This window comes from Streptomyces kryoterrae (genome assembly GCF_054072135.1).
This window is the reverse complement of sequence record NZ_CM133358.1, coordinates 4,908,264-4,933,818: the sequence shown is the minus strand read 5'-3', so window position 1 is coordinate 4,933,818 and position 25,555 is coordinate 4,908,264. Positions and strand designations below refer to the sequence as shown.

The following is a 25,555-nucleotide window of genomic DNA, read 5'->3' as shown; positions in this document are numbered from 1 at the left end:
AAGGAAGAACCGATGTCCTCCAGCCCGCCGCTCGCCTCCGTGCTGTTCGTCTGCGTCCACAACGCCGGCCGCTCCCAGATGGCCGCCGGTTTCCTGGGTCACCTCGCGGGCGACCGGATCGAGGTCCGCTCCGCCGGTTCGATCCCCGGAGACCGGGTCAACCCGTCCGCGGTCGAGGCCATGAAGGAAGTCGGCATCGACATCGCCGGCGCCCGGCCGAAGATCCTCACCACCGAGGCCGTGCAGGCGTCCGACTACGTCATCACCATGGGCTGCGGCGACGCCTGCCCGGTCTTCCCCGGCAGGAAGTACCTCGACTGGGCCCTGGAGGACCCGGCGGGCAAGGGCGTCGAGGCCGTCCGTCCCATCCGCGACGAGATCAAGGGCCGTATCGAGGCCTTGATCGCGGAGATCGACGCCCAACGGGAGGCGTGACCTCAAGGCGTCGAAGGCGCTCCTCCGAGGCCGCGTACAACGTTTCGCGCCGGCGTGAGTCTGACAGGACGGCACGGGCTGATGGCCGCCGTGACGGCAGCCGCAGCACCTTGCCGGCGTACTCACATCGGAGGACCCATGGGGGCGGGACGCTTGAGACGCACGAATTCGCGTACGGCACCGAAAGGCGGGCGGTCGAAAACCGGGGCCGTCTCGGTCGCTGCGGTCCTGGCGGTGGTGGCCGGTCTGCTGCAGTTCACCTCGGGGCCGGCCGTCGCGGCGGGCGGCGAGGACATGCCGTCCGTCACGCTGACCGGCGCGCACCGGGAGTTGCCGAGGCAGGTGTACCTGGCCGCGGTGGACGACTCCGGGTACCTGTCCGACGCGACTCCGTATACGCACTGGGCGGGCGACCCGGTGACGTGGACCGGCCGCGACGGCTCGACCAGGGAGTACACGAACCACGCGTACTCGGACTCCTACAACGGCGGCCTCGGGCTGGAAAAGCCACCGGGGACGACGAACGTGTACCAGATCCGGCGCTACTCCACCGGCAAGGTGACGCGGTTCTACCTGCGGGCAGGCGACCGGGTCACCCCCGTCTTCGCCGAGAACCGCCTGATGGTCGCCCGCCAGGTCGGCGGGAAGTGGACGCTCGTCCTGCTGGAGATGCCGGCGGGCGGCGGGCAGCCGGTCGAGCGGCCGGTGACCGGCGTGGCGGACGACTTCAGCGGGTGGACGTACGAAGAGACGTCGGACTCCCGGGGGGCCGCCTTCTGGTACAAGCCGGCCGATGCCGGCCTCCCCTGGCGCACCGCGCTGCTCGACTTCGGCACCGCCGCGCTGACGTACGTGCCGAGCGACGACTTCGGTGTCCTGGAATACCCCCATCTGGCCGGCGACACGGTGCTCTTCTTCGCCGTCGACAAGGCCTTCCGGACCTCGCGGCTGTACGTCGTCGACCGCGATCATCCGGAGATCCCCGGGCACCTGGTGGATGTCCCGGAATCCGCCCGCCTCAAGGCCCGCGCGATCGGTGACTGGGTGCTGTACCCCGACGACACCAGCAAGAACGCGATCCGCGCGGTGCCGGTGACCGGCGGCCCGGCGCGCACGCTGCTGCCCGCCTCGTCCGGCAACTTCGTCGACGGCGACGACGGCAGTTTCTCCATCGAGGGTGGTACGGACGCCGAGCACTGGGCGATCCAGCGCGTCACCCTGGGCGCGGACGGGGTCCCGGTCTTCGAGCCGGTGGTGCCGCTGCCCGCCATCTCGGTGTACGAGGCCGGCGGCGTCGCGGTCGACCAGGGACGCTTGCTGCTCGGCACCGAGCACGTGGAGGTCGGGCCCGGCACCGATCTCACCGCCTCCGCACTCTCCCTCGCGGCCGACGGCACCCTGACAGCCGCGCCGCCGGAGAAGCTGCGCGACCTCGGGTACGAGGTGCACGACGTGACCGAACCCGACCACGTCTATCACGCCGAGTGCTACCAGGAGTGCCTGCGGTTCACCGGCACGGGAGAGGGCGACATCCCCCGCTGGGAGGAAGGGCTGTCGGCGGTCCTGGCGGCGTCCGGCCCGTACACGGTGGTCCGGGCAGGGGGCACCCAGCAGGTGCGGGACGGGAACAAGGTGCTGGCCACCGGCTCCTGGCCGGCCGCCGCCCTGTGGGGGAACACCCTGTGGTCGGCCGGGACCGACTCGGGGGGCAGGGCCGAGTTCCAGAGGTTCTCGCTGCCGTCGATGCAGAAGCTGGAAAGCGTGAACTTCGGCGTCTGCTCCCCGTCCGATCTGCAGGTGGTGGGCCGGTACGTCTACTGGTCCTGCGGACCGAACGCGCAAGCGGGCGTCTACGACCAGAAGACACACACGCAGCAGGACGTACCGCAGGGCTACGCGCGACTGGGCGACGGCTATGTGGTCTCCCAGGACGACGAGGCCGGCAAGCTGCTGATCACCTACCTGACGGGCGCGGTCCCCTCCGACCGGGTAGGCACGGAGGAACTCGGCCCGCTCCCGTCCCAGGCGCACGCGCCCGCCGACCCGCGCGGCCGGTACTGGAACGTGGACCGGTTCGGCGGTCCGGTCGCCTACCTGACGGCGTCCGGTGACGTGACGGTGAAATGGCCGCAGGTGACGAACTCCCCGCTCACCGCGATCGACTCCGCCGTCCCCACGTCCGTCGACCTGCGCCAGGGCGGCGGCTTCGAGGGCGTCTGGCACCTGAACAGGCCGGCCGTGAGCTGGAAGCTGACCGTCGCCAGTCAGGGCGGCGCCGTCGTGCGGACCGTCAGCGGCGGCCCGGCGCGCGGGAAACTCACCGCGACCTGGGACGGGCGCACCGAGAACGGGGTCCTGGTCCGCACCGGTAACTACCGGGTGACACTGACAGCCCGGGCCGCGGACGGCACGACGACGGACACGCAGATCCACAACAAGTGGGTGCTCGTACGGTCGTTGGAGCGCCACGACTTCGGCCGGGACGGCATCGGCGACCTGGTCACCTTCGACAGCGCGGGCAGGCTGGCGATCCAGCCCGGCACCGGGCGCGGCACCATCGACAGCGCGCACAAGGTCCTGGCCGGCGGCTGGCCCACCTCGTCGGCCTTCGTGCCGTTCGGCGACCTGAGCGGCGACGCGTGCAACGACCTCCTCGTCCGGGACTCCGCCGGGCGGCTGACCCGGTACGACGGCACCTGCGGCAAGGCGTTCACGCCGGCGAGCCCGCACCGTCTGCTCGGCACCGGGTTCGGCGGGTACGACGCGCTGACCTCGCCCGGCGACCTCACCGGTGACGGCCGCGCCGACCTGATCGCCCGTGACAAGGCGGGCGTGCTGTGGCGGTACTCCGCCGACGGCAAGGGCGGTCTGGCCGAGCGGGTCAGGCTGGTCGCGGGCCAGGGCGGCTACACCCGGCTGGTCGGCGCCGGCGACCTGAACGCCGACGGCATCGGCGACATGGTCGGCCTCGACCGCGCGGGCGTGCTGTGGCGGTGGCTCGGCAACGGCAAGGGCGGCTTCGGCGCCAGGGTCCGGATCGCCCAGGGCATCAGCGTCAACGCCCTGGCCGCCCCCGGCGACCTGACCGGCGACGGCCGTCCCGACCTCGTCGGCCGGGACAGCGCGGGCGCCCTGTGGCGCTGGAACGGCACGGCATCCGCCACCTTCGGCGCGAAAACCCGGATCGCCACAGCCTGGAACGGCTACAAGGGGCTGTACTGACCCTCCGGACCCCCGATCATGCCGATGGGCCCCACCGTTCACGGTGGGGCCCATCGGCATCGTGCCCGGTGACGCACCGACGTCGAAGGACACGACATTCGAACGTGTGGGGGTGGCCCTGGGTGTCCAGCCGCTCCCTCCCCGAGGGCACGGCGGAGGCGATCCGCCGACGGCTCGGCAAGCGCGAGGTCTCCGCGTTCATCACCGAAGCGGTGGAGCGCGAGAAGCGGGGAAACGCATCCCGGGGGGAACATCCAGGGAGTAAACTCTCCCCCCTTTCCCAGGTGCGACCGGTGTCATCCTGGGAAGCATGACCAGCAACGCTCCCCTCAACGAGCTGGGAGAATTCCTCAGGAAGCGCCGTTCGGAGCTGAGCCCGCGCACGGTCGGCCTCCCGGAGACGGACAGGCCCCGCCGGGTGGCCGGGCTGCGTCGCGAGGAGGTCGCCCAGCTCGCCAGCATCAGCACCGACTACTACACCCGCCTCGAACAGGGCCGTATGCAGGCGTCGGCGCCCGTGCTGGACGTCCTCGCCCGGGTGCTCCGCCTGGACGACGACGAGCGCGGCTACCTCTTCCAGCTCGCGGGCAAGACCACCACCCGCACCCGACGGCCCAGCAGGCAGAAGGTCCAGCCGCAGCTGCAACGCGTCCTGGACGACCTCACCGCCACCCCGGCCGTCGTGCAGGGCCGACGCGGCGACATCCTCGCCTGGAACACCCTGGCCGCAGCCCTGGTCACCGACTTCTCCCGCATCCCGGAAAAGCACCGCAACTATCCCCGGATCCAGTTCACCGATCCCGTCATGCGCACCCTGTACGCCGACTGGGAGGCCTCCGCGCAGATCTCCGTGGCCCAGCTGCGCATGGAGGCGGCCAAATACCCCGAGGACCCCCGCCTGATCGAGCTGGTCGGCGAACTGTCCCTGCGCGACCAGCAGTTCGCCCGCTGGTGGGGAGACCACCACGTCGCCGCCCGCACCGTCGGCACCAAGACCCTCAACCATCCCGTCGTCGGCGAACTCGTCCTCGACTGGGACACCCTCACCGCCAACACCGACCCCGACCAGCACCTCACCGTCTGGACCGCAGCACCCGGCTCACCCACCCACGAACGGCTCCGCATACTCGCCTCCTGGGCCGCCGACCACCACCTCCCCGCGTCGCCACCACCCGCCTGACCCCTTTATTCCGCTGTGGACAAAACGCAGGACAACGAGGCCTGAGAACCGTCGAAGGGCCCCACCGCGAACGGTGGGGCCCTTCGACATCGTGCCCGGTGAGGCACTGGCGGAGGATACGAGATTCGAACTCGTGAGGGGTTGCCCCCAACACGCTTTCCAAGCGTGCGCCCTAGGCCACTAGGCGAATCCTCCGACGCGAACATTACATGACCGTGGGTGGTGCTTGCGAACTCGTTCGGACCCCCTGCGATCAGGTACGCTGGGCCTCAGCCCCTCACGCGGCGCTATCTGACTGAACTCCCCCAGGGCCGGAAGGCAGCAAGGGTAGGTTGGCTCTGGCGGGTGCGTGGGGGGTCTTCTGTGTGCCTGGGCAGGCTGGTTGGGGCGGTGTCCCGTACGGGGTGAGCCGGGCGGGCGGGGTCGACTGTCAGTGGGGCCCGATATCGTCGTAAGCGTGTCGTCCCTTGCGCTGTACCGCCGCTATCGCCCGGAGTCGTTCGCCGAGGTCATCGGGCAGGAGCATGTAACCGACCCGCTGCAGCAGGCGCTGCGGAACAACCGGGTCAATCACGCGTACCTGTTCAGCGGGCCGCGCGGCTGCGGCAAGACGACCAGTGCGCGCATCCTGGCGCGCTGCCTGAACTGCGAGAAGGGGCCGACGCCGACGCCCTGTGGCGAGTGCCAGTCCTGTCAGGACCTGGCGCGCAACGGGCCGGGGTCGATCGACGTGATCGAGATCGACGCGGCGTCGCACGGTGGTGTGGACGACGCCCGTGACCTGCGGGAGAAGGCCTTCTTCGGGCCGGCGAGCAGTCGCTACAAGATCTACATCATCGACGAGGCCCACATGGTCACGCCGGCCGGTTTCAACGCGCTGCTCAAGGTCGTCGAGGAGCCCCCGGAGCACCTCAAGTTCATCTTCGCCACCACGGAACCCGAGAAGGTCATCGGGACGATCCGCTCCCGGACCCACCACTACCCCTTCCGGCTGGTGCCGCCGGGCACGCTCCGCGAGTATCTCGCCGAGGTCTGCGGACACGAGAACATCCCGGTCGCCGACGGCGTGCTCCCGTTGGTCGTCCGGTCCGGCGCGGGTTCCGTACGAGACTCGATGTCCGTCATGGACCAGCTGCTGGCCGGCGCCGGTGCCGAGGGCGTGACGTACGCCATGGCCACCTCCCTGCTCGGCTACACCGACGCCTCGCTGCTCGACTCCGTGGTCGAGGCGTTCGCCTCCGGGGACGGAGCGGCGGCCTTCGAGGTCGTGGACCGCATCATCGAGGGCGGCAACGACCCGCGCCGCTTCGTCACCGACCTGCTCGAACGGCTGCGCGACCTGGTGATCCTGGCCGCCGTCCCGGACGCGGCGGAGAAGGGGCTCATCGACGCCCCGGTGGACGTGATCGAGCGTATGCAGGCCCAGGCCGGTGTCTTCGGCGCCGCCGAACTCAGCCGCGCCGCCGACCTCGTCAACGACGGGCTCACGGAGATGCGGGGCGCGACCTCGCCCCGACTCCAGCTGGAACTCATCTGCGCGCGCGTGCTGCTCCCCGCCGCGTACGGCGACGAGCGCTCCGTCATGGCCCGGCTCGACAAGCTGGAGCGCGGCGTCAACTTCTCCGGCGGCCCCGCTGCGGGCATGGGCGGCGCCGGAATCGCCATGGGGTACGTCCCGGGACCCGGTGCGCACGAGGGCGTGGCGTCCGGCGGTCCCGCGGCCCCGGTTCCGGCGGGCGGCGGCGTCGTGGCGGCGCGGGCGGCCGTGCGCGGGGATACGCCGGGTATGCCTGACCTGCCCGGTACGGCGGCCGCGGCCGGCTCGCCCACCCCGCACCCACAGCCCCAGTCTCAGGCCCCGGTGGCACCGACCCCGACCCCGCCCCCGGCACCGGTGGCTTCCGCCCCGGCCGCTCCCGGCGCCTGGCCCACCGCGACCACCGTGGGCAGTGGCCGGCGTCCCGGTGGCTGGCCCACGGCCTCACCTGCGGGCAGCGGCCAGCCCCCGGCCGCCGGCCCCACCCCAGCGCCCGCCGCACCTGCTCCGGCGGCGGCCTACTCCCAGGCTCAGCCCCAGGCACCGGCGCAGGCTCCCGCCGCGCAGGCCGGCGCCCCCGTGCCCGGCGGCCTCGATCCCCGCATGCTCTGGCCCAACATCCTGGAGTCGGTGAAGAACCGCCGCCGGTTCACCTGGATCCTGCTCAGCCAGAACGCCCAGGTCAGCGGCTTCGACGGCACCACGCTCCAGCTGGGCTTCATGAACGCGGGCGCGCGGGACAACTTCTCCAGCAGCGGCAGCGAGGAAGTACTGAAGCAGGCGCTGGCGGAACAGTTCAACGTCCAGTGGAGGATCGAGGCGGTCGTCGACCCGACGGGCGGCGGCCCGGCGGCCCCGGCGACCAGTGGCTACGGCGGAGGCGGTACCTCCGGTGGTTACGGAGGCGGCGGTGGAGCTGGAGGAGGTGGTGGCTACGGCGGTGGCGCATCGACGTCGGCCTCCCACCAGCAGGCAGCGCCCCCGGCACCAGCGCCCACGTCCGCGCCCGCGTCGGCATCGGGCGCCCCCCGTCCCCAGGCCTCCGCCCCGGTACCGCAGCGCTCGGCCCCGGAACCCCCGCACGTCGCCCCCGAGGACGACACCGCCGAGGACGACGACCTCGACCTCGACGAGTCGGCCCTCTCCGGCCACGAACTGATCGTGCGTGAGCTGGGGGCGACGGTGGTGGAGGAGGTCTCGAACAACGACTAGGCGAGGGGAGCGCATCCAGCCCGTCCGGGGGTCCTCCTCTGGGGAGGCTTGAGGACAAGCCCTCGGCGAGGCCCGCACCAGCACCGGCAGGCATTCCCCACCCCGACCACTAAGCTGACCCCCGTGAAGGTCCTCCTCATCGGTAACGGCGCCCGCGAACACGCCCTGTGCCGCTCCCTGTCCCTCGACCCCGACGTCACCGCGCTGTACTGCGCCCCCGGCAACGCAGGCATCGCCGAGGTCGCCGAGCTGCGCCAGGTCGACCCCCTCGACGGCAAGGCCGTAGCGGCGCTGGCCCTTGAGCTGGGCGCCGACCTGGTCGTCGTAGGGCCGGAGGCGCCGCTCGTCGCCGGGGTCGCCGACGCCGTGCGCGAGGCGGGCATCCCGGTCTTCGGCCCCTCCGGGGAAGCCGCGCAGCTGGAGGGCTCCAAGGCCTTCGCGAAGGACATCATGGCGGGAGCCGGCGTCCCCACGGCCCGCTCATACGTCTGTACGACGCCGGAGCAGGTCGACGAGGCGCTCGACGCCTTCGGCGCTCCGTACGTCGTGAAGGACGACGGACTCGCGGCCGGCAAGGGCGTGGTGGTCACCGCCGACCTCGCCGAGGCCGCCGCGCACGCGAACTCCTGCGAACGCGTCGTCATCGAGGAGTTCCTCGACGGCCCCGAGGTCTCCCTCTTCGCGATCACCGACGGCGTGACGGTCGTCCCGCTCCAGCCCGCCCAGGACTTCAAGCGCGCGCTGGACGACGACGAGGGCCCGAACACGGGCGGTATGGGCGCCTACTCACCGCTCCCCTGGGCCGACCCGAAGCTGGTCGAGGAGGTCCTCCAGACGGTCCTGCAGCCGACGGTCGACGAACTGCGCCGCCGCGGCACCCCCTTCTCCGGCCTCCTCTACGCGGGCCTCGCGATCACCTCGCGCGGCGTCCGCGTGATCGAGTTCAACGCCCGCTTCGGCGACCCGGAGACCCAGGTGGTCCTGGCCCGGCTGAGGACCCCGCTGGCGGGCATCCTGCTCGCGGCGGCCAACGGCACCCTCGCCGACCTGGAGCCGCTGCGCTGGAGCGACGACGCGGCGGTCACCGTGGTCATCGCCTCGCACAACTACCCCGGCACTCCGCGCACCGGCGACCCGATCACCGGCCTCGCGGACGTGGCCGCCGAGGACGCCCCGCACGCGTACGTCCTGCACGCAGGGACGAAGCACGACGGTGACGCGGTCGTCAGCGCGGGCGGCCGGGTGCTCTCCGTGACGGCGACCGGCAAGAACCTGAGCGAGGCCCGCGACCGCGCGTACAGCGCCCTCGGCCGCATCCACCTGGACGGCTCGCAGCACCGCACGGACATCGCGGCGAAGGCGGCGGCAGGGGAGTAGTACAGACATACCAGTCGTACCGGCACACCGGTCAGTCGTACCGGCACACCAGTAGTACCGACACACGTCGATGAACCTCTCGGGCCCCGCAGCCGTCTAAGGATGCGGGGCCCGAGAGTCTTTCCGAGGTGTCTGGAGGCCTCTCGAACCCCTCCCAACTGCCACTTCGTCGTCGCTGTGTGTCATCCACCTCTCCCCAGAGCCATTCCATCGGGTGACCGATCCCCCATCCGGCTGACGAGGGCCGGGCCCCCAACTATGGTGCGGCGCAAGCGTTCCGGCACTTGGCCCACCGGCATTGCGTTGTCAGTGGCGGGTGCCACAGTGGGGGAGTGAGCAACGTCAGGTGAGAGCGGAAAAGGTAGGGGGTGACATCCGGTCGTGACCGGTATGGGTGTGGAGGCGGGCGCGCAGGTCGCGCGTTCCCGGGCCCTCGCCGTGCTGCGCATCCGCAGCAGGGCCCTGGCCGTCGCCCTGCTGCCCGCGGCCGTCGCCGTCGTGCTGCTGGCCGGTGGCTCCACCGATCACCTGGTGGGTGGCGGCTGGGACCTCGCCCGCTGGATCACCGGCGCCGCCGCGCTGGTCGTACTCCTCGCCGCGGCCGTCGTCGCCCTGGTCGTCGCCCGCGCCCGCCCGGCCATGAGCCCCACCGTCCCGATCGCCGAGGAATCGGCCCTGGACCTCTACCACCTGGTGCGCGACCTGGCCGACCGCCTCGGCGTCCCCGCCCCCTCCGCGATAGCGCTCACCCCGGACTGCGACAGCTGGCTGGAGGACCGCACCCACCCCGCCAACGCCCCGCCCCCGCCGGAGGGCCGGGACGAGATATCGGGTGTACGAGGTCTGCGCCCGGTCTTCCAGGGGCAGCGCAGGCGTGCGGCGGCGACGGCCTCGCCCGTCCTGGTCATCGGTTCGCCCTTCCTGTGGTGGATGCGCGTCGCCGAGCTGCGCGCGGTCCTCGCCCCGGTCGTCGCCGGTACGGGACCGTCGGCGCACCCGGACATCGCGGCGGCGCGGCGCTTCGTACGGGGTCTGGACGCGGCGGTTGCCGTGACCGCGGCGCACCGGCGCAACCCCGTGTCCGGTGCGGCGCTCGCGGGCGTCGGCTGGGTGGCGAGGCTGCTGCTGCGCAACTGCCGGGTGCACGCGGCCGAGATGGAGCGCGGGGTCGCGTCGGCCGCCGCCGAGCGTGCACAGGCCGTGGACTACGGACTGCGGATCGTCGCGCAGGAGCAGGTCGGCCTGGCGTACGCGGGCTGGGACAGGCTGCTGACCCGGGTCGCGCTGCCCGCCTGGCGGATGGGCCGCTGGCCGGCCCGGCTGGACGCGGGCGTCGTCGCGGCGCTCACGGAGCTGTCCCGCCGCGACCGGCTGGCCGAGGGCTTCACGTCCCGGCTGGGCGAACGCCCGGCCTGCGACCTCCTCGAAGAACCCGGCCTGGTCGACGAGGCGGCCTCACTGCTGGCCGCCCGCCTCTTCCACGGCGGCCCCGCCGAGCCCGGCCCGGACTGGGCGCCGGTGGACTGGCAGGAGTACCCGGAGGAGGTGGTCGACCGTAAGTGGCGTACGGACGCGGCCCGCCTGCACCGGGTCCTGGACGGTCTGGACGCACGGGGCGTCCACCGCGCCTCCGCCCCCGCACGCCAGAACCCCGACGCCCCGACCCTGTCCCGCGTGCTGAACCACCTCACGACGCCCCAGCCCCCCGCAGAGGCGACGACGGCGGCAACGCCCGCAGAGACGGCGAAGGGCGAGTACAGGTACGCGGACGGGAATGGGGACGGGGACGACGAGCGGGTGGGAAGCGAGCGCGGTGAGGCTCTCGCCGCCGGGCTCAGCGCGGAGGTCGCCCGCGAGGAGGAGGCGGCGGCGCCGGTGAGCGGGCGGCAGGTCCCGGCGGGGCTGACCGGCCAGGGCCCGGACACGGCACTCTGGGACGAGGGCTCGCTGCCACTGTTCCCGTTGCAGCCGCCGCGCACGGGTCGCGAGCTGCTCGCCGATCACGTCACGGCGATGGTGTGCTGTGCGGCGATGGACACGGCGGGAGCGGCGCCCGGGCTGGACTGGCTCGACGGCCCTTCGCTCCTCCTGAACGGCGAACGGGCGGCCGACCTGGGCCCGAAGGTCCTGACGCTCATAGCAACGGGCGACCCGGCCCCCTTGGACGCGTGGCTCCGCAAGACAGGCGTACGCCCGGAGAAGCCCGTACGCCTGGTGTGAGGCGGGGGTTCAGGGGCGCGGGGGCGAGAAACCGGTCGGAACCCTCTCTTCCGCTTCTGGTCAATTCGCGACGAATGGTGACGGAGTGCGCGCGTAATGTGATGTGCTGGGACCGAACACGCGCATGGCAATCGCACGGGACATAAGACAGCTGACGGGGGAGCCAGGGAGGGGAACGTCATGGGTCCGCAGCCGATCCGCCGCTGGGAGTCCGGAGCACTCGCGCACGCCGTCACGGACCCCTTCGGCCTGGGCCCCGTTCCCTGGCTCCGAGGCAGCGAGACCTACTTCGACGACACCGGCCACGTCGTCCCCTGGTACGTGGACCCCTTAGACCCGAGCGCCACCGCCACCCCCACCGCCACCACACGCCAGAGGAACACCAGAATCCCCGCGCCCCGCTCCTCCCGCACCTCACCCCCCACCACCGGCGGCCCCCGCGCCGCCGACGACGTGCACTGTCAGATCAAGGGGTTCGTCTCCACCGGCCCCGCCTCCCCCGGCGAGGCCATCGACTTCCACATCACGGTCGACCCGCCGCAGGAGTTCGCCGTGGACATCTACCGCATCGGCCACTACGGCGGTGACGGCGCCGCGAAGATCACCACCAGCCCCCGCCTCTCCGGCATCGTCCAGCCCGCGCCGCTCACCGCCGACCGCACGGTCTCCTGCCACCACTGGTGGCTGTCCTGGCGGCTGCAGATCCCGTCGTACTGGAACGTGGGGGCGTACGTCGCCGTCCTCACCACCGTCGACGGCTACCGCTCCCACATCCCCTTCACGGTCCGCGACAACCATCCGGCGGACCTGCTCCTCCTCCTGCCGGACATCACCTGGCAGGCGTACAACCTCTACCCGGAGGACGGCCGCACCGGCGCGAGTCTCTACCACGCGTGGGACGAGCGCGGCCGGCTCCTCGGCGAGGCCGACGCCGCGACCACCGTCTCCTTCGACCGCCCGTACGCCGGCGCCGGCCTCCCCCTCCATGTGGGCCACGCCTACGACTTCATCCGCTTCGCCGAGCGCTACGGCTACGACGTCGCCTACGCGGACTCCCGCGACCTGCACGCCGGCCGCGTCGACCCCACCCGCTACCGGGGCCTGGTCTTCCCGGGCCACGACGAGTACTGGTCCACGGCGATGCGCCGCACCACCGAACTCGCCCGCGAGTGCGGCACGTCCCTCGTCTTCCTCTCCGCCAACACCATGTACTGGCAGGTGGAGCTGGCCCCGTCCCCGTCCGGTGTCCCGGACCGCCTCCTCACCTGCCGGAAGCGCCGCGGCCCCGGAAAACCGGCCCTGTGGCGCGAAATCGACCGCCCCGAGCAGCAGTTGATCGGCATCCAGTACGCGGGCCGGGTCCCCGAGCCCACCCCCCTGGTCGTCCGCAACGCCGACCACTGGATCTGGGAGGCGACCGGCGCCCACGACGGCGACGAGATCGACGGCATGGTGGCCGGCGAGGCCGACCGCTACTACCCGCGCACCCAGCTCCCCGAGCACGACGACCGCATCCTCCTTGCCCACTCCCCGTACGCCGACAGCGAGGGCGCCCTCCGCCACCAGGAGACCTCCCTCTACCGGTCCCCGTCCGGCGCCCTGGTCTTCGCGTCCGGAACGTTCGCCTGGTCCCCCTCCCTGGACCGCCCCGGCCATGTGGATGCCAGGGTCCAGCGGGCGACCGCGAACCTACTGGACCGCATCTGCAAACGGGACTGAGCGGCCTTTCTCGCTGCCCTCTTCCTGCCCCCGGCGAAAACGAGTGCTCCGCATACGGGAGAATCGAGCCACTTGGTCATCACCACGGGGAGGAACCGTGTCCGGATTCGTAGAAAAGCCCGAGCCGCTTCAGGTTCCGGGTCTGGTGCATCTGCACACCGGCAAGGTGCGCGACCTGTACCAGAACGAGGCGGGCGACCTCGTGATGGTCGCCAGCGACCGCATCTCCGCCTTCGACTGGGTGCTGCGGACGGAGATCCCCGACAAGGGCCGCGTCCTCACCCAGCTCTCGCTCTGGTGGTTCGACCAGCTCGCCGACCTGGCCCCCAACCACGTCCTGAGCACCGAACTCCCGCCGGGCGCCCCCGCCGACTGGGCGGGCCGCACCCTGATCTGCAAGTCCCTGCGCATGATGCCGGTGGAGTGCGTGGCCCGCGGCTACCTCACCGGCTCCGGCCTCACCGAGTACAACGAGTCCCGTACGGTCTGCGGCCTGGCCCTCCCCGAGGGTCTCACCGACGGCTCCGAGCTCCCCGCCCCGATCTTCACTCCGGCCACGAAGGCCGCGGTCGGCGAGCACGACGAGAACGTGTCGTACGAGGAGGTCGCCCGCCAGGTCGGCGCGGAGTCCGCCGCCCAGCTCCGCCAGGCGACCCTGGCCGTCTACTCCCGCGCCCGGGACATCGCCCGCGGCCGGGGCATCATCCTGGCGGACACGAAGTTCGAGTTCGGCTACGAGAGCACGGCAGCCGGCGAGACCCTGATCCTCGCCGACGAGGTCCTCACCCCGGACTCGTCCCGCTTCTGGCCGGCCGACCAGTGGGAGCCGGGCCACGCGCAGCCCTCGTTCGACAAGCAGTTCGTACGGGACTGGCTCACGTCCTCGGAGTCCGGCTGGGTCCGTGCCGACGAGCAGCCTCCGCCGCCGCTCCCGCAGCACGTCACGGACGCGACCCGCGCGAAGTACATCGAGGCGTACGAGCGCCTGACGGGCCTGAGCTGGTCATAGCGCACGGCGTTGACGCACGACAAAGCCCCCCGGCCGAAGCCGGGGGGCTTGATCTGGAGCGGACGACCAGGTTCGAACTGGCGACCTCAACCTTGGCAAGGTTGCGCTCTACCAACTGAGCTACGTCCGCATCGCGTCCCGTACGTGTTGTACGTGCCGTGGCGCGAGAGCAACTATACCCAACCCCGAAGCCGCGCGAGCCGTACCGCCGCATGCCGGTTCTCCGCCCCGAGTTTCGAGACGGCCGACGACAGGTAGTTGCGTACGGTCCCCTGTGACAGCGCGGCCCGTTCCGCGATCTCCGCGACCGGCGCGCCGTCGGCGGCGAGTTCGAGCACCTCGGCCTCGCGCGGGGTCAGCGGCGAGTCGCCGGCGGAGATCGCGTCGGCGGCCAACTCGGGGTCGACGTAACGGTTTCCGGCGTGCACGGTACGGATGATCTCGGCGAGCCGCTGGGCACTGACCGTCTTGGGGACGAACCCGCGCACACCTGCCTCAAGCGCCCGCTTCAGATGCCCGGGCCGGCCGTGACTGGTCACGATGAGTACCCGGCACTCCGGCAGTTCGGCCCGCAGCGATGTGGCGACCTTCACACCGTCCGCGCCCGGCATCTCCAGGTCGAGCACCGCCACGTCGGGCCGGTGCGCCCGGGCCATGGCCAGCGCCTCGGGCCCGGTGGCGGCCTCGGCGACAACCACGAGATCGTCCTCCAGCCCGAGCAGCGCGGCCAGCGCCCCCCGGATGAGGTGCTCGTCGTCGGCGAGCAGCAGCCGCACCCCGCTCAAGGGGCCACCTCACTCACAACGACCCCTGCACCGGTCTCCGGCCCCGACCGCAGCCCCGACCCCGCAGGCAGCGGCACCGTCGCGACCACCCGGAAGCGCTCCTCCCGCTCGCCCACGACCCCCGCCTCCAGGCGCCCGTCCACGGCCGTCAGCCGCTCGCGCAGCCCGACCAGCCCTGACCCCGTCCCCGACGAGCCCTCGGCGGCCTCCTGCCGGACCCCGTCGTTCTCCACGGTCAGCACGACCCGCCCGTCACCGACCCGGACCCTCACCCCGCACCACCCCGCATCCCCGTGCCGCAGCACGTTGGTCGTCGCCTCCCGGACCACCCACCCGAGCGCCGACTGCACCTCGCCCGGCAGCCCGGCCGCTTCGCCGGTCACCTCGCACGCGATCCCCGCAGCGGTCAACACCCCTTGCGCGCCCAGGAGTTCCGCACCGAGGTCGGCCTCGCGGTACCCCCGTACGACATCCCGTACCTCCCGCTGCGACTCGCGCGCGATCCGCTGCACCTCGATCATCTGGTCGACGGCCTCGGGCCGTTCGCGCCGGGCGAGCTGCACGGCCAGTTCGCTCTTGAGGGCGATCACCGCCAGGTTCCGTCCCATCACGTCGTGCAGATCGCGGCCGAACCGCAGCCGCTCCTCGGCGACGGCGAGCCGGGCCCTGGTCTCGCGGGCCTCGTCGAGTTCGTACACCGCTCTGAGCAGCCAGACGGAGAAGGCGTAGGTGAGCGTGATGAACCCGGCGCCGAGCAGTACGGCCAGCCCCGTGCCGAGGGACACGGCCACGGGGAGGCCCAGCGGGAGGGCCACGGCGACCGAGCCCCCGGCCAGCCCGCCCACCAGCCACAGCATCCGCAGTCTGCTGCGCAGGCCGAGGGTGAGGGTGCCGACGCCGAAGGAGACCACCCCGCCGAACAGGGCGCCGGCGGCGGTCTTCGTGCCCTCGCCGCCCGGCCCGTGGGTGGCCAGGACGAGAGCCGCGACCCCGATCGCCGCCGTGACGGCGCCGAGTACGGCCGGCAGCCGCAGCGGCTGTTCCCGGGTCCCCCGGATCCAGTCCAGCGCCCGGGACGCGGTGACCGCGCAGAGCACGGAGTGCGCGCACACCAGCAGGAACAGCCAGAGCGCGAGTCGCCCCCGAACCTGACCGAGGACGGGCAGTCCGATCGCGGTCACCTCGACGAAGGGGAACAGATGAAACGACCAGCGCGTGTACGTCTCCACCTTCGCCGGTGTGCTCTTGCGCCCCCACCAGCTCCCGGGCCTGCGCATTTTCCTGATCCCCCGTCCACTACCGCCGCGGTTCCCAGCGGAACCACCGTCGTACAGCAAACACCGACAGGACGGTCCAGGCCAGGCCGGTCAGTACGGCGCCCAGGACGTCGTGTGTCGAGAGGTCGCCGGTCCAGGCGCCGCGTACGAGGGTGATCGCGGGCGTCAGCGGAAGCAGCTCGCAGAACGAGGCGAGCCGGTCAGGCAGGAACTCCAGCGGGACGGTGATCCCGGAGCCGATGAACGAGAGCAGCATCAGCGGCAGCGAGGTGACCTGCGCGCTCTCGGTGGTCCGGCTGAAGCTGGCGGTGAGAGCGGCCAGCGCCGCGGCCGTCAGCAGGCCCAACAGTAGCCCGATGACCGCGAGTTGGGGCGCCGGCGGCGCATCGAGATCGAGCAGGACGCTGCAGCCGACGGCCAGCAGCAGGCACTGAACGAGGCCTGTCGCGACCGCCGGGAGCGCCGACCCGGTGAGTATCTCGACGTCGCGCAGCTCACCGGTGCGCAGCCGCTTGAGGACGAGTTCCTCGCGCCGGGCGACGAAGACGCCCACGAGGGCCGCGTACACGGCGAAGAGCAGTGAGAAGCCGACGGAGGCGGGCAGGATGAGCGTCCCGAGATTGAGTCCGACGTCCTTCAGGTCCGTCTCGGACATGGCGGACCGCACACTGAACGGCAGCACCAGCGGCACGAACAGGGCAGCGACGAGGGTCCCCTTGTTGCGCAGGAACAACGTCAACTCCGCCCGGGCCAGGGCCCGCATCCGCCCGGCGGGAGTCGTACGACCGATACCGGCGACCATGCTCATGCGACACGCTCCTCTGCGCCAACGGATGAACTCTCGACGTCTGACCTGCCCCTGCCGGACGCCTCCCGGGCGATCCGCAGAAACGCCTCCTCCAGCGAGGCCGACCGCACGTCCAGCCCCCGCAGCGTGACCCCGGCCCCCTCGGCCCACACCAGCAACCGCGTTGCCGCGCGCTGGAGTTCATGCGTGCGCAGCCGTACGACCCGCCCCTCCTCCTCGTACCCGCTCACGCCGAGCGGGCCGAGCGGCGGCAGGTCGCCCACGAAGTACCCGGCGGGCAGCTCGAAGGAGATCCGGGACGGCTGCGAGGCGGTCACCTCGGCGGGCGTACCGGCGGCGGCGATGCGCCCCTCGTGGAGGATGGCGAGCCGGTCGGCGAGATCCTCGGCCTCCTCCAGGTAGTGCGTGGTGAGCAGGACGGTCGTACCGCCGGCGCGCAGTTCCCGTACCAACTCCCAGGTGTCGCGGCGCCCTTCGGCGTCGAGACCGGTCGTCGGTTCGTCGAGGAACAGCACCTCGGGGTTGCCGAGGAGCGCGAGCGCGAGGTCGAGGCGCCGCCGCTCACCCCCGGACAGCTGCTTCACGCGTACGTCGGTCCGCCGCTCCAGCCCGACGAGCGCGAGCGCCTCAGCCTCGGGCCGCGCCCCGCTCGTGCACCCGGCCCACATCCGCGCGGTCTCGCCGACGGTCAGCTCGGACGGGAAGCCGCCCTCCTGGAGCATCACGCCGGTGCGAGGCCGTACGAGGGCCCGCTCGGTGTACGGATCATGGCCCAGCACCCGCACACGCCCCCCGGCCGGCGGCGCCAGTCCCTCCAGCAGCTCGACGGTCGACGTCTTGCCCGCGCCGTTCGTGCCCAGCAGGGCGAAGATCTCCCCGCGGCCCACGGAGAACGACACCCCGCGCACCGCCTCGAACCCGCCCCCGTACACACGCCGCAGGTCAGTGACCTCAATCACGTGTTCGTGTTCGTTGGTTTCCATGCCTTCAGCATCCCGGCGGGGAGGCGGGGAGAGCAGTGCGTGGTGTCATCACCGCACATGACAAATGTCAGACGCCCGTAGCAGCCGAACCCGTGATGCCCGTGAAAGGCCAACACGAAGAAGGCCCCGGTCCAATGGACCGGGGCCTTGATCTGGAGCGGACGACCAGGTTCGAACTGGCGACCTCAACCTTGGCAAGGTTGCGCTCTACCAACTGAGCTACGTCCGCATTGCCTCCAGTCGGCTTTCACCGACTGGCGCGAGCACCAGCCTACCTGATCCACGACAGTGGTCAGGACGGCGCTGCAGAGCGGGTGACAGGAATTGCACACTGCGCCTTCCCCCTGGAAGGGGGATGTTCTACTACTGAACTACACCCGCAAGCCTCCGTGAGCCGGGCCTTTCGGCCTCGCCCCTCGGCGTGCTCCGAACTGTAGCTGATCAGCAGGGGGGCAACGCAAGTCGGTTGCGCCGAGGGGCTCCTGGGGGACTGCGGGGGTAGTGCTCAGCCGCTGCCGGGCGGCTACTGGGCGGCGGTGAAGGCCTCGTACACCTTCTTGGGGATGCGCCCGCGGCTCGGTACGTCGAACTTGTTGGCGAGGGCCCAGGCCCGCACCGCCGAGGGGTCGGGGGCGACCTCCGTCTGCTTGTACGCCTTGCCGGAGCGCGACCGCTTGCGGCCGGCCTCCACGTACGGCTCCAGGGCCTTACGCAGTTTCTTGGCATTGGTTTGATTCAGGTCGATCTCGTACGACTTGCCGTCGAGTCCGAAGGCGATGGTTTCCGCCGCTTCCGAGCCGTCGATGTCGTCTGAGAGTGTGACCACGACACGCTGAGCCACGAATATCGGTCCCTTCGTGCGACACCTTGACCGCGACGTGCGAAGACGTCGGGAGGTGTCGGGAGATCTCGGTTGTCCGACTGGTTGTCCGACTGTTATTGGGCAAAGTATCGGCTAATGCCTTTTCCTTTGTACAGTGCCCGGCATTGCAATGGGAAGACCGACTAAATCTGTCCGCGTGTCTCCCCCGCAATAGACATCCTGGATGCGAACCCGGATCTTTCCCAGAATTTTTCGGGATGGCACCGGTCCGATACCGGATCGTGATGCCGCCCTCCAGGGTTTCCGTAGATTCCTACGAATCTACCCGCGTAGAAATTTTGTACGGGTAGTCTGAAGCCACCTGTAGGAACCTCGCCAGGAACCTTGATCAGCACCACAACACCGGGAGTGCCAGTGGCACGCGTCGTAGTCGACGTCATGCTCAAGCCGGAGATCCTCGACCCCCAGGGCCAGGCGGTGCAGCGTGCACTGCCGCGTCTCGGTTTCGAGGGTGTCTCCGACGTACGTCAGGGAAAGCGATTCGAACTGGAAGTTGACGGACCGGTGGACGACGCCGCGCTCGCCCGCATCCATGATCTTGCGGAATCCTTCCTCGCCAACACCGTGATCGAGGACTTCACCGTGAAGGTGGAGGAGATGGTGGGGGAAGAGAAGTGACTGCTCGTATTGGAGTCGTCACCTTTCCGGGTTCCCTGGACGACCGGGACACCCAGCGCGCGATCCGCCTCGCGGGTGCCGAGCCGGTAGCTCTCTGGCACAAGGACAAGGACCTGAAGCAGGTCGACGCGGTGGTTCTGCCCGGCGGATTCTCGTACGGCGACTATCTGCGCGCGGGTGCCATCTCCCGTTTCTCGCCGGTGATGGAGTCGGTCATCGAGCAGGCGAAATCGGGCATGCCGGTCCTCGGCATCTGCAACGGCTTCCAGATTCTCACCGAGGCGCACCTTCTCCCGGGCGCGATGCTCGGCAACAACCACCTCCACTTCATCTGCCGCGACCAGAAGCTGCGGGTGGAGAACGCGGACACGGCCTGGACCGTCGACTACGAGGCCGGCCAGGAGATCCACATCCCGCTGAAGAACATGGACGGCCGGTACGTCGCCGACGAGCACACGCTCGACGAGCTGGAGGCGGAGGGCCGGGTCGTGTTCCGGTACCGGGACTTCAACCCCAACGGCTCGCTTCGCGACATCGCCGGCATCACCAACGCCGCCGGGAACGTCGTGGGCCTCATGCCGCACCCGGAGCACGCGGTGGAACCGCTGGTCGGCAGTGGCCGTACCGACGGCCTTCCCTTCTTCACCTCGATCCTCAAGAAGCTGGTCAACGCATGAGCCGGACGCCTCTGGACACGGTCGAGCACGCGGCCGAGACCCCCGACGTCGAGCTGCCCTGGGCCGAACTCGGCCTGAAGAAGGACGAGTACGAGAAGGTCGTCGAGATCCTCGGCCGCCGCCCGACCGGTGCCGAGCTGGCCATGTACTCGGTCATGTGGTCCGAGCACTGCAGCTACAAGTCGTCGAAGGTGCACCTGCGCCAGTTCGGCGAGAAGGCCCCGCAGAGCGACGCGCTGCTCGTGGGCATCGGCGAGAACGCGGGCGTGGTCGACGTCGGCCAGGGCTACGCGGTCACCTTCAAGGTCGAGTCGCACAACCACCCGTCCTACGTCGAGCCCTACCAGGGCGCGGCCACGGGCGTCGGCGGCATCGTGCGCGACATCATCGCGATGGGCGCCCGCCCGGTCGCGGTCGTGGACCCGCTCCGTTTCGGTGCGGCGGACCACCCGGACACCAAGCGCGTCCTGCCGGGCGTCGTCGCCGGCATCGGCGGCTACGGCAACTGTCTGGGCCTGCCGAACATCGGCGGCGAGGTCGTCTTCGACGCCTGCTACCAGGGGAACCCGCTGGTCAACGCCGGTGCGATCGGTGTGATGCGGCACGAGGACATCCACCTGGCGAAGGCGTCGGGCCCGGGCAACAAGGTCATCCTGTACGGGGCCCGTACGGGTGGCGACGGCATCGGCGGAGCCTCGATCCTCGCCTCCGAGACCTTCGACGACGCGAAGCCGTCGAAGCGCCCGGCGGTGCAGGTGGGTGACCCCTTCCAGGAGAAGCTCCTGATCGAGTGCACCCTGGAGGCGTTCAAGGAGAAGCTGGTCGTCGGCATCCAGGACCTGGGCGCGGCGGGCCTGTCCTGCGCGACGTCCGAGCTGGCGTCGAACGGCTCGGGTGGCATGCGCGTCACCCTGGACGACGTACCCCTTCGCGACTCCACACTCTCTCCCGAGGAAATCCTCATGAGCGAGTCGCAGGAACGCATGTGCGCGGTGGTCGAGCCGGAGAAGGTCGACCGGTTCCTGGCCATCTGCGACAAGTGGGACGTCATCGCCACGGTGATCGGTGAGGTCACCGACGGCGACCGGCTGGAGATCTTCTGGCACGGCGGCAAGATCGTCGACGTCGACCCGCGTACGGTCGCGCACGACGGCCCGGTCTACGAGCGCCCGTACGCCCGCCCGGACTGGCAGGACGCCCTCCAGGCGGACGACGCCAACAAGCTTGCGCGGCCGGGGACTTCGGAGGAGCTGAAGGCGCAGGTCGTGGCGCTGGTCTCCTCCCCCAACCAGGCCTCGAAGTCCTGGATCACCTCTCAGTACGACCACTTCGTGCAGGGCAACACGGTGTTGGCGCAGCCCGAGGACTCCGGGATGATCCGCATCGACGAGACGACCGGCCTCGGTGTCGCCATCGCGACGGACGGCAACGGTCGCTTCGCCAAGCTCGACCCGTACGCGGGCGCGCAGTTGGCACTGTCGGAGGCGTACCGGAACGTGGCGACGACGGGTGCGAAGCCCCTGGCCGTCTCGGACTGCCTGAACTTCGGTTCGCCCGAAGACCCGGCGGTGATGTGGCAGTTCGCGGAGGCGGTACGCGGACTCGCGGACGCCTGCCAGCAGTTGGGCACCCCGGTGACCGGCGGCAACGTCTCCCTCTACAACCAGACCGGCGACGTCGCCATCCACCCGACGCCGGTAGTGGCGGTCCTGGGCGTAATCGACGACGTGGCACGACGCACGCCGGTCGCGTTCCAGGAGGAGGGGCAGCTGGTGTACCTCCTCGGGGACACGCGCGAGGAGTTCAGCGGCTCGGCGTGGTCGCAGGTCGTGCACGACCACCTGGGTGGCCTGCCGCCCAAGGTCGACCTGGAGCGGGAGCGTCTCCTGGCCGAGATCCTGATCTCCGCCTCCCGCGACGGCATGATCGACTCCGCGCACGACCTGTCCGACGGCGGCCTGATCCAGGCGGTCGTCGAGTCGGCGCTGCAGGGCGGGAAGGGCGCGCGTCTGGTCGTACCGGACGGGCTCGACGCCTTCACCCTCCTGTTCTCGGAGTCGGCGGGCCGTGCGGTGGTCGCGGTTCCGCGCTCGGAGGAGCTGCGGTTCAACGACATGTGCGGGGCGAGGGGTCTGCCGGTGACGCGGATCGGCGTCGTCGACGGCGACTCGATCGAGCTCCAGGGCGAGTTCACCCTGACGCTGGCGGAACTGCGCGAAGCGCACGAGGCGACGATCCCGGCGCTGCTGGCGTAGTCGCCCAGTTCCCCAGTCGCCTTCGGCTGTACGAGGTTGAGGTCCCGTCCGGGCTCGGGCGGGACCTCTTCGGCTCACCGCACGTAGTTCTTGCGGATCTCCGTGTCGAGCTCGATGCCGATGGGGTCGGGGAGGAGCACCTTCTCGCCGAACTTCGCCGTGCGGATGTCGCGGTAGCCGCCGACCTTCCGGTCCGGAGAGCTGTGCACCGCGAGGGTGCAGGAGTCCCGGTCGATCAGGAGGTACAGGGGGATGCCGGACTGGCCGTACGCGGCCGGCTTCTCGTGCCGATCCCGCCGGTCGGTGTCGGAGTCGTACGAGGTGACCTCGACGACCATCAGAGCCCCGTCCGGGTCGGCCCACTCACCGTGTCCCGCGAAGTGCGCCTCGGGTGCCAGTACCGCATCCGGTTTCGCCCTGCCCTCCCCGTACGTCTTCACCCGGAGCCCCCGGCCCGTGTACAGGTCCAGGTCGGGCCTGGACCGCATAAAGCGCCGGGCCAGCCAGGCGACGATGGTGCTGCGGTCCCCGTCCGGTGCTCTCTTGACGCCGATGCGTCCTCCGAGGAACTCCAACGTCACGGTCTCGGGAGCGGCGGAGGCGATCGTCTCGAACTCGTTCACCGACATCTCGGGCGTGCGCTCGGCCATGGCAGTCACGTTCCCATGACCTTCCGGTCCGTGCAGTCCAGACATGCGTACGAGGTCCGGCCCGGCCCCGTCCCCTGGTCGACCGTGGGGAGTGCGACCAGCGGGTTGCTGGTGGGCTGTTGGCAGATGGCGCACAGTCGGGTCCGGTGCAGGCACTCCGAGCACATGCGGCCGGTGTTCTCGAGGGTGCCGTAACGCAGGAACGGGGCACGGCCGACCTTGCAGATGTCGCAGCGGGGGTCAGTCTCGACGCCGGTCACGGGTTCGGCTCCGTGTCGGCCACGAGGGACTGACGCTCGGTGCAGTCGGCGAGCCGCACCCAGAGGAAGTCACCCTCGGCGTCGACCTTCGGGTACCCCGAGCCGACCTGCACGACGACGCCCTCGAAGGGTTCGGGTGCCTCGCGTTTGCGGAGGTCGGGCGGGACGTAGGTGGTGCCGCGGACTCGGTCACCTACGAGGAAGGGGGCGCTGTGTGGAGGAGGGGTCATGGGAATTACGGTTCCTCCGCTCAGGCAGCGACGCAATCGAACGAGGGAATCCCACGTGAAGTGGTATATGCCTGGAAGTGAGGAAGTGCCTGCGTATGGTGGGCTGGTGCGGCCACACTGTGGGCACGGGCAGTGATCTGCTGGGCACGGTGAGCCAACTGGCAGGCATCGTCGTACGGTTGCCCTGCTTGGCCGCGAAAGGAACGGACACGGTGGCAGCGAAGACGGGGCCGACGATTCGGCGGATGCAACTCGGCCAGGAGCTACGGCGGTTGCGTGAGCAGGTCGAGAAGGACGACGGCTCGGGCAAGGGGATGACCAGGGCTCAAGCGGTCAGAGGAACCAGCGTTTCGGAGTCGACGCTTCACCGTGTGGAGAAGGGGCTGACCAGCCTTCCCAAGGTCCAGGACCTCAAGGAACTGCTGGACCGGTACGGGGTCGGCGACCCGGACGACGTGGAGTTCCTGCTCGACATCCACAAGAACTCGCTGAACCGGGGCTGGTGGTCGCCGTATCGCACCTTCATGCCGTCCGGGTTCAATATCAGCCTGGGTCTCGAAGGCGACGCCAAGGTCCTGAGGGTCTATCAGCCGGATGTCATGTTCGGCCTGTTCCAGACGTCGGGGTATGCGCGGGCGCAGTTTGAGGCCGCCAAGCCGATCGACGAGCGTACGACCGAGTTTGTCGAGCGGAACGTCGAGATCAGGATGCGCCGCAGGGAGGCCATCACCCGAAGTGACAGTCCGGTCGAGGTTCACGCGATCCTCGACGAAGCAGTGCTCAGGCGGGTGTTCGGCGGTCCGGAGGTGATGCGGGAGCAGTACGCGCACCTGGCGGAACTGGCTGCGCTGGAGCATGTCACTGTGCAGATCCTGCCGATGAGTCAACCGGTCTACCGGTGCAGCCAGAACTTCATGCTCATGGAGTTCGCGGCACCGCTGCCTACCGTGGTGAGCGTCGATGGTTTCAGCGCGGTCGGCGTCACTGACAAAGACACGGAGATCTGGGCGTACAAGCGCCGGTTCGATGCCATGCGAGCTGAAGCCGGCGGTCCCAGGGAAACCCCCGAATTCCTGAAGCGAGCAGCACGAGAGTTGGAACAGCCATGAGTACACACCGCAATGCTCCCGACGGGGCCTGGTTCAAGTCGTCCTACAGCGACGAAACCGGCGGCACCTGTGTCGAAGTCGCCTACCTCACCCCCACCCCCACCCCCGCCCGCATAGCCCTCCGCGACTCCAAGTTCCCGGAGGGCCCCGCCCTCCTCCTCCCCCCAGAAGCCTTCGCGGCGTTGCTGGACCACGTACGGAGCTGACCCCGATGCCCCCGGCCAAAAAGCCGAAGACCCGCACCCGCACCTACGACCCCGTCAAGACCCGCACCGCAGTCCTCACCCAGTACGCCAACATCCGCACCGCCGTCCGAACCCTCACCCCCGACCAGCTCCCCCTCCCCACCCGCCTCGGGGACTGGACGGTCGGGGACCTGGCCGCGCACGTCACGATGGCCGTGGAGACCGTCAGCCGCAACCTTGACCGGGACGAGCCGGAGAAAGCCGAACTCGCCCTCCTCGACTGGCCGTTGGCCACAGCTGCCCGCGCCGCCGACATCGCCGGGGGTACCCGCGAGCTGGCCGCCGCCCACCCCGACCCCGATTCCCTCGACGCCCTCTACGCCCTCTACGCCCGCACCGAGGAGCGCCTCACCGAGCGCCTCGCCGCCGCCCCCGGCACCCGCGTCCTCGCCACTCGCACCGGCGCCATGACCCTCGCCGACTACCTGGTCACCCGTACCGTCGAACTGGTCGTCCACACCGACGACCTGAACGCCGCCGTACCGGGACTCGACATCCCGTACGACCGTCAGGCGTTGGCCACCTGCACCCGCCTCCTCGCCGACACCCTCGCCGCCAAGGCCCCCGGCGGCTCGACGGAGGTCCGTATCCCGCCGTACGCCGTGGTGCAGTGCGTCGAGGGGCCGAGGCACACCCGTGGCACCCCGCCCAACGTCGTCGAGACCGACCCGCTGACCTGGATCCGCCTGGCCACCGGCCGGGTCCGGTGGGCCGACGCCCTCGACGACGCCCAGGTCAGCGCGAGCGGCGAACGCGCCGACCTCGGCGGGCTGCTGCCCCTCATGGCCTGACGGCAGCACCCGTACGGAAAATCCGCAGCCTCCGCCGAAAAGTGGCCGGACGGGAACCGCCCACCCGCCCCTT

The 25,555-nt window shown here is 70.6% G+C and carries 22 protein-coding genes, 4 tRNA genes and 1 other RNA gene; 15 read left to right on the top strand and 12 right to left on the bottom strand.

Annotation, left to right across the window (positions count from 1 at the left end; all coding sequences use genetic code 11):
- The first annotated feature begins 12 nt into the window (after window positions 1–12).
- The 3 genes from ACW4TU_RS21375 (at window position 13) to ACW4TU_RS21365 (ending at window position 4,837) form a co-directional block, all read left to right on the top strand.
- Window positions 13–435 (top strand): arsenate reductase ArsC, encoded by a 423-nt coding sequence (locus ACW4TU_RS21375; protein WP_457429764.1) that lies wholly within the window; start codon window positions 13–15, stop codon window positions 433–435.
- A 153-nt stretch (window positions 436–588) separates the two neighbouring features.
- Window positions 589–3,657, top strand: coding sequence for an FG-GAP-like repeat-containing protein (locus ACW4TU_RS21370; RefSeq protein ID WP_457429763.1), 3,069 nt, complete (start codon window positions 589–591; stop codon window positions 3,655–3,657).
- A gap of 310 nt (window positions 3,658–3,967) precedes the next feature.
- Window positions 3,968–4,837 carry a helix-turn-helix domain-containing protein gene (locus ACW4TU_RS21365; RefSeq protein ID WP_457429762.1) on the top strand — a complete coding sequence of 290 codons (870 nt, stop codon included), beginning with the start codon at window positions 3,968–3,970 and terminating at the stop codon, window positions 4,835–4,837.
- 107 nt (window positions 4,838–4,944) lie between these two features.
- On the opposite strand, the gene ACW4TU_RS21360 is transcribed toward ACW4TU_RS21365, so the two are convergent.
- Window positions 4,945–5,032 (bottom strand) — tRNA-Ser (locus tag ACW4TU_RS21360).
- 73 nt (window positions 5,033–5,105) lie between these two features.
- Here ACW4TU_RS21360 and ffs point away from each other — a divergent pair.
- From ffs to ACW4TU_RS21330, 6 genes are all read left to right on the top strand, one after another.
- Window positions 5,106–5,202, top strand: an RNA gene (ffs, locus tag ACW4TU_RS21355) — signal recognition particle sRNA small type.
- Between the two features lie 92 nt (window positions 5,203–5,294).
- Complete coding sequence (locus tag ACW4TU_RS21350; protein WP_457429760.1) at window positions 5,295–7,586, top strand: DNA polymerase III subunit gamma and tau; 2,292 nt, start codon at window positions 5,295–5,297, stop codon at window positions 7,584–7,586.
- Between the two features lie 123 nt (window positions 7,587–7,709).
- Window positions 7,710–8,963, top strand: a complete 1,254-nt coding sequence (purD, locus tag ACW4TU_RS21345; protein WP_457429758.1) for a phosphoribosylamine--glycine ligase — start codon at window positions 7,710–7,712, stop codon at window positions 8,961–8,963.
- A gap of 390 nt (window positions 8,964–9,353) precedes the next feature.
- On the top strand, window positions 9,354–11,183 hold the full coding sequence (locus ACW4TU_RS21340; RefSeq protein WP_457430228.1) for a M48 family metalloprotease: 1,830 nt from the start codon (window positions 9,354–9,356) through the stop codon (window positions 11,181–11,183).
- A 180-nt stretch (window positions 11,184–11,363) separates the two neighbouring features.
- Window positions 11,364–12,902 (top strand): N,N-dimethylformamidase beta subunit family domain-containing protein, encoded by a 1,539-nt coding sequence (locus ACW4TU_RS21335; protein ID WP_457429757.1) that lies wholly within the window; start codon window positions 11,364–11,366, stop codon window positions 12,900–12,902.
- A 97-nt stretch (window positions 12,903–12,999) separates the two neighbouring features.
- The gene (locus ACW4TU_RS21330; RefSeq protein ID WP_457429755.1) at window positions 13,000–13,911 is read left to right on the top strand and encodes a phosphoribosylaminoimidazolesuccinocarboxamide synthase; all 912 of its coding nucleotides are present in this window, start codon (window positions 13,000–13,002) and stop codon (window positions 13,909–13,911) included.
- Window positions 13,912–13,965: 54 nt separating this feature from the next.
- Here ACW4TU_RS21330 and ACW4TU_RS21325 read toward each other — a convergent pair.
- The 8 genes from ACW4TU_RS21325 to ACW4TU_RS21290 all read right to left on the bottom strand — a co-directional run bounded on the left by ACW4TU_RS21325 (window position 13,966) and on the right by ACW4TU_RS21290 (window position 18,605).
- Window positions 13,966–14,041: transfer RNA gene (locus tag ACW4TU_RS21325), tRNA-Gly, on the bottom strand.
- A 43-nt stretch (window positions 14,042–14,084) separates the two neighbouring features.
- Entirely contained in the window at window positions 14,085–14,696 is a 612-nt protein-coding gene (locus ACW4TU_RS21320) for a response regulator transcription factor (protein ID WP_457429753.1), read from the bottom strand.
- The gene (locus ACW4TU_RS21315; protein ID WP_457429751.1) at window positions 14,693–15,973 is read right to left on the bottom strand and encodes a sensor histidine kinase; all 1,281 of its coding nucleotides are present in this window, start codon (window positions 15,971–15,973) and stop codon (window positions 14,693–14,695) included. The genes ACW4TU_RS21320 and ACW4TU_RS21315 overlap by 4 nt, the downstream gene beginning before the upstream one ends.
- Window positions 15,974–15,992: 19 nt before the next feature.
- Complete coding sequence (locus tag ACW4TU_RS21310; protein ID WP_457429749.1) at window positions 15,993–16,781, bottom strand: ABC transporter permease; 789 nt, start codon at window positions 16,779–16,781, stop codon at window positions 15,993–15,995.
- Window positions 16,778–17,764, bottom strand: coding sequence for an ABC transporter ATP-binding protein (locus ACW4TU_RS21305; RefSeq protein WP_457429747.1), 987 nt, complete (start codon window positions 17,762–17,764; stop codon window positions 16,778–16,780). Before ACW4TU_RS21305 ends, ACW4TU_RS21310 begins: the two co-directional genes overlap by 4 nt.
- A 153-nt stretch (window positions 17,765–17,917) precedes the next feature.
- Window positions 17,918–17,993, bottom strand: a tRNA-Gly gene (locus tag ACW4TU_RS21300).
- A gap of 80 nt (window positions 17,994–18,073) precedes the next feature.
- Window positions 18,074–18,145: transfer RNA gene (locus ACW4TU_RS21295), tRNA-Gly, on the bottom strand.
- 142 nt (window positions 18,146–18,287) lie between these two features.
- Window positions 18,288–18,605: a histone-like nucleoid-structuring protein Lsr2 gene (locus tag ACW4TU_RS21290; RefSeq protein WP_457429746.1), complete on the bottom strand. Its 318-nt coding sequence runs from the start codon at window positions 18,603–18,605 to the stop codon at window positions 18,288–18,290.
- A 396-nt stretch (window positions 18,606–19,001) separates the two neighbouring features.
- Between ACW4TU_RS21290 and purS the strand changes: the two genes are divergently transcribed.
- Genes purS through purL form a run of 3 tightly spaced genes read left to right on the top strand, consistent with a single transcriptional unit; the run spans window position 19,002 to window position 22,197 of the window.
- Window positions 19,002–19,265: a phosphoribosylformylglycinamidine synthase subunit PurS gene (gene purS / locus ACW4TU_RS21285; protein ID WP_006377276.1), complete on the top strand. Its 264-nt coding sequence runs from the start codon at window positions 19,002–19,004 to the stop codon at window positions 19,263–19,265.
- Entirely contained in the window at window positions 19,262–19,942 is a 681-nt protein-coding gene (purQ, locus tag ACW4TU_RS21280; protein WP_457429744.1) for a phosphoribosylformylglycinamidine synthase subunit PurQ, read from the top strand. The genes purS and purQ overlap by 4 nt, the downstream gene beginning before the upstream one ends.
- A complete protein-coding gene (gene purL, locus ACW4TU_RS21275) occupies window positions 19,939–22,197 on the top strand; it encodes a phosphoribosylformylglycinamidine synthase subunit PurL (protein ID WP_457429742.1) in 2,259 nt (752 codons plus the stop codon). The genes purQ and purL overlap by 4 nt, the downstream gene beginning before the upstream one ends.
- Window positions 22,198–22,271: 74 nt before the next feature.
- On the opposite strand, the gene ACW4TU_RS21270 is transcribed toward purL, so the two are convergent.
- Genes ACW4TU_RS21270 through ACW4TU_RS21260 form a run of 3 tightly spaced genes read right to left on the bottom strand, consistent with a single transcriptional unit; the run spans window position 22,272 to window position 23,337 of the window.
- On the bottom strand, window positions 22,272–22,856 hold the full coding sequence (locus ACW4TU_RS21270; RefSeq protein WP_457429740.1) for a Uma2 family endonuclease: 585 nt from the start codon (window positions 22,854–22,856) through the stop codon (window positions 22,272–22,274).
- On the bottom strand, window positions 22,853–23,107 hold the full coding sequence (locus ACW4TU_RS21265; RefSeq protein ID WP_457429738.1) for a hypothetical protein: 255 nt from the start codon (window positions 23,105–23,107) through the stop codon (window positions 22,853–22,855). Before ACW4TU_RS21265 ends, ACW4TU_RS21270 begins: the two co-directional genes overlap by 4 nt.
- On the bottom strand, window positions 23,104–23,337 hold the full coding sequence (locus ACW4TU_RS21260; protein ID WP_457429737.1) for a hypothetical protein: 234 nt from the start codon (window positions 23,335–23,337) through the stop codon (window positions 23,104–23,106). The genes ACW4TU_RS21265 and ACW4TU_RS21260 overlap by 4 nt, the downstream gene beginning before the upstream one ends.
- A gap of 95 nt (window positions 23,338–23,432) precedes the next feature.
- On the opposite strand from ACW4TU_RS21260, the gene ACW4TU_RS21255 reads away from it, so the two are divergent.
- Genes ACW4TU_RS21255 through ACW4TU_RS21245 form a run of 3 tightly spaced genes read left to right on the top strand, consistent with a single transcriptional unit; the run spans window position 23,433 to window position 25,482 of the window.
- The gene (locus tag ACW4TU_RS21255) at window positions 23,433–24,446 is read left to right on the top strand and encodes a helix-turn-helix domain-containing protein (protein ID WP_457429735.1); all 1,014 of its coding nucleotides are present in this window, start codon (window positions 23,433–23,435) and stop codon (window positions 24,444–24,446) included.
- Window positions 24,443–24,652, top strand: a complete 210-nt coding sequence (locus ACW4TU_RS21250; protein ID WP_457429733.1) for a DUF397 domain-containing protein — start codon at window positions 24,443–24,445, stop codon at window positions 24,650–24,652. Before ACW4TU_RS21255 ends, ACW4TU_RS21250 begins: the two co-directional genes overlap by 4 nt.
- Before the next feature lie 5 nt (window positions 24,653–24,657).
- The gene (locus ACW4TU_RS21245; RefSeq protein ID WP_457429731.1) at window positions 24,658–25,482 is read left to right on the top strand and encodes a maleylpyruvate isomerase family mycothiol-dependent enzyme; all 825 of its coding nucleotides are present in this window, start codon (window positions 24,658–24,660) and stop codon (window positions 25,480–25,482) included.
- The last annotated feature ends 73 nt before the right edge of the window (window positions 25,483–25,555 follow it).

Excerpts from the sequence above, each read along its gene's own strand:
- ACW4TU_RS21375 (WP_457429764.1), top strand. The coding sequence starts at position 13 with ATGTCCTCCAGCCCGCCGCTCGCCTCCGTGCTGTTCGTCTGCGTCCAC.
- ACW4TU_RS21260 (WP_457429737.1), bottom strand. The coding sequence starts at position 23,337 with ATGACCCCTCCTCCACACAGCGCCCCCTTCCTCGTAGGTGACCGAGTC.
- ACW4TU_RS21365 (WP_457429762.1), top strand. The coding sequence starts at position 3,968 with ATGACCAGCAACGCTCCCCTCAACGAGCTGGGAGAATTCCTCAGGAAG.
- purL (WP_457429742.1), top strand. The coding sequence starts at position 19,939 with ATGAGCCGGACGCCTCTGGACACGGTCGAGCACGCGGCCGAGACCCCC.
- ACW4TU_RS21255 (WP_457429735.1), top strand. The coding sequence starts at position 23,433 with ATGGTGGGCTGGTGCGGCCACACTGTGGGCACGGGCAGTGATCTGCTG.
- ACW4TU_RS21310 (WP_457429749.1), bottom strand. The coding sequence starts at position 16,781 with ATGAGCATGGTCGCCGGTATCGGTCGTACGACTCCCGCCGGGCGGATG.
- ACW4TU_RS21315 (WP_457429751.1), bottom strand. The coding sequence starts at position 15,973 with ATGCGCAGGCCCGGGAGCTGGTGGGGGCGCAAGAGCACACCGGCGAAG.
- ACW4TU_RS21335 (WP_457429757.1), top strand. The coding sequence starts at position 11,364 with ATGGGTCCGCAGCCGATCCGCCGCTGGGAGTCCGGAGCACTCGCGCAC.
- ACW4TU_RS21340 (WP_457430228.1), top strand. The coding sequence starts at position 9,354 with ATGGGTGTGGAGGCGGGCGCGCAGGTCGCGCGTTCCCGGGCCCTCGCC.
- ACW4TU_RS21245 (WP_457429731.1), top strand. The coding sequence starts at position 24,658 with ATGCCCCCGGCCAAAAAGCCGAAGACCCGCACCCGCACCTACGACCCC.
- ACW4TU_RS21305 (WP_457429747.1), bottom strand. The coding sequence starts at position 17,764 with ATGGAAACCAACGAACACGAACACGTGATTGAGGTCACTGACCTGCGG.
- ACW4TU_RS21250 (WP_457429733.1), top strand. The coding sequence starts at position 24,443 with ATGAGTACACACCGCAATGCTCCCGACGGGGCCTGGTTCAAGTCGTCC.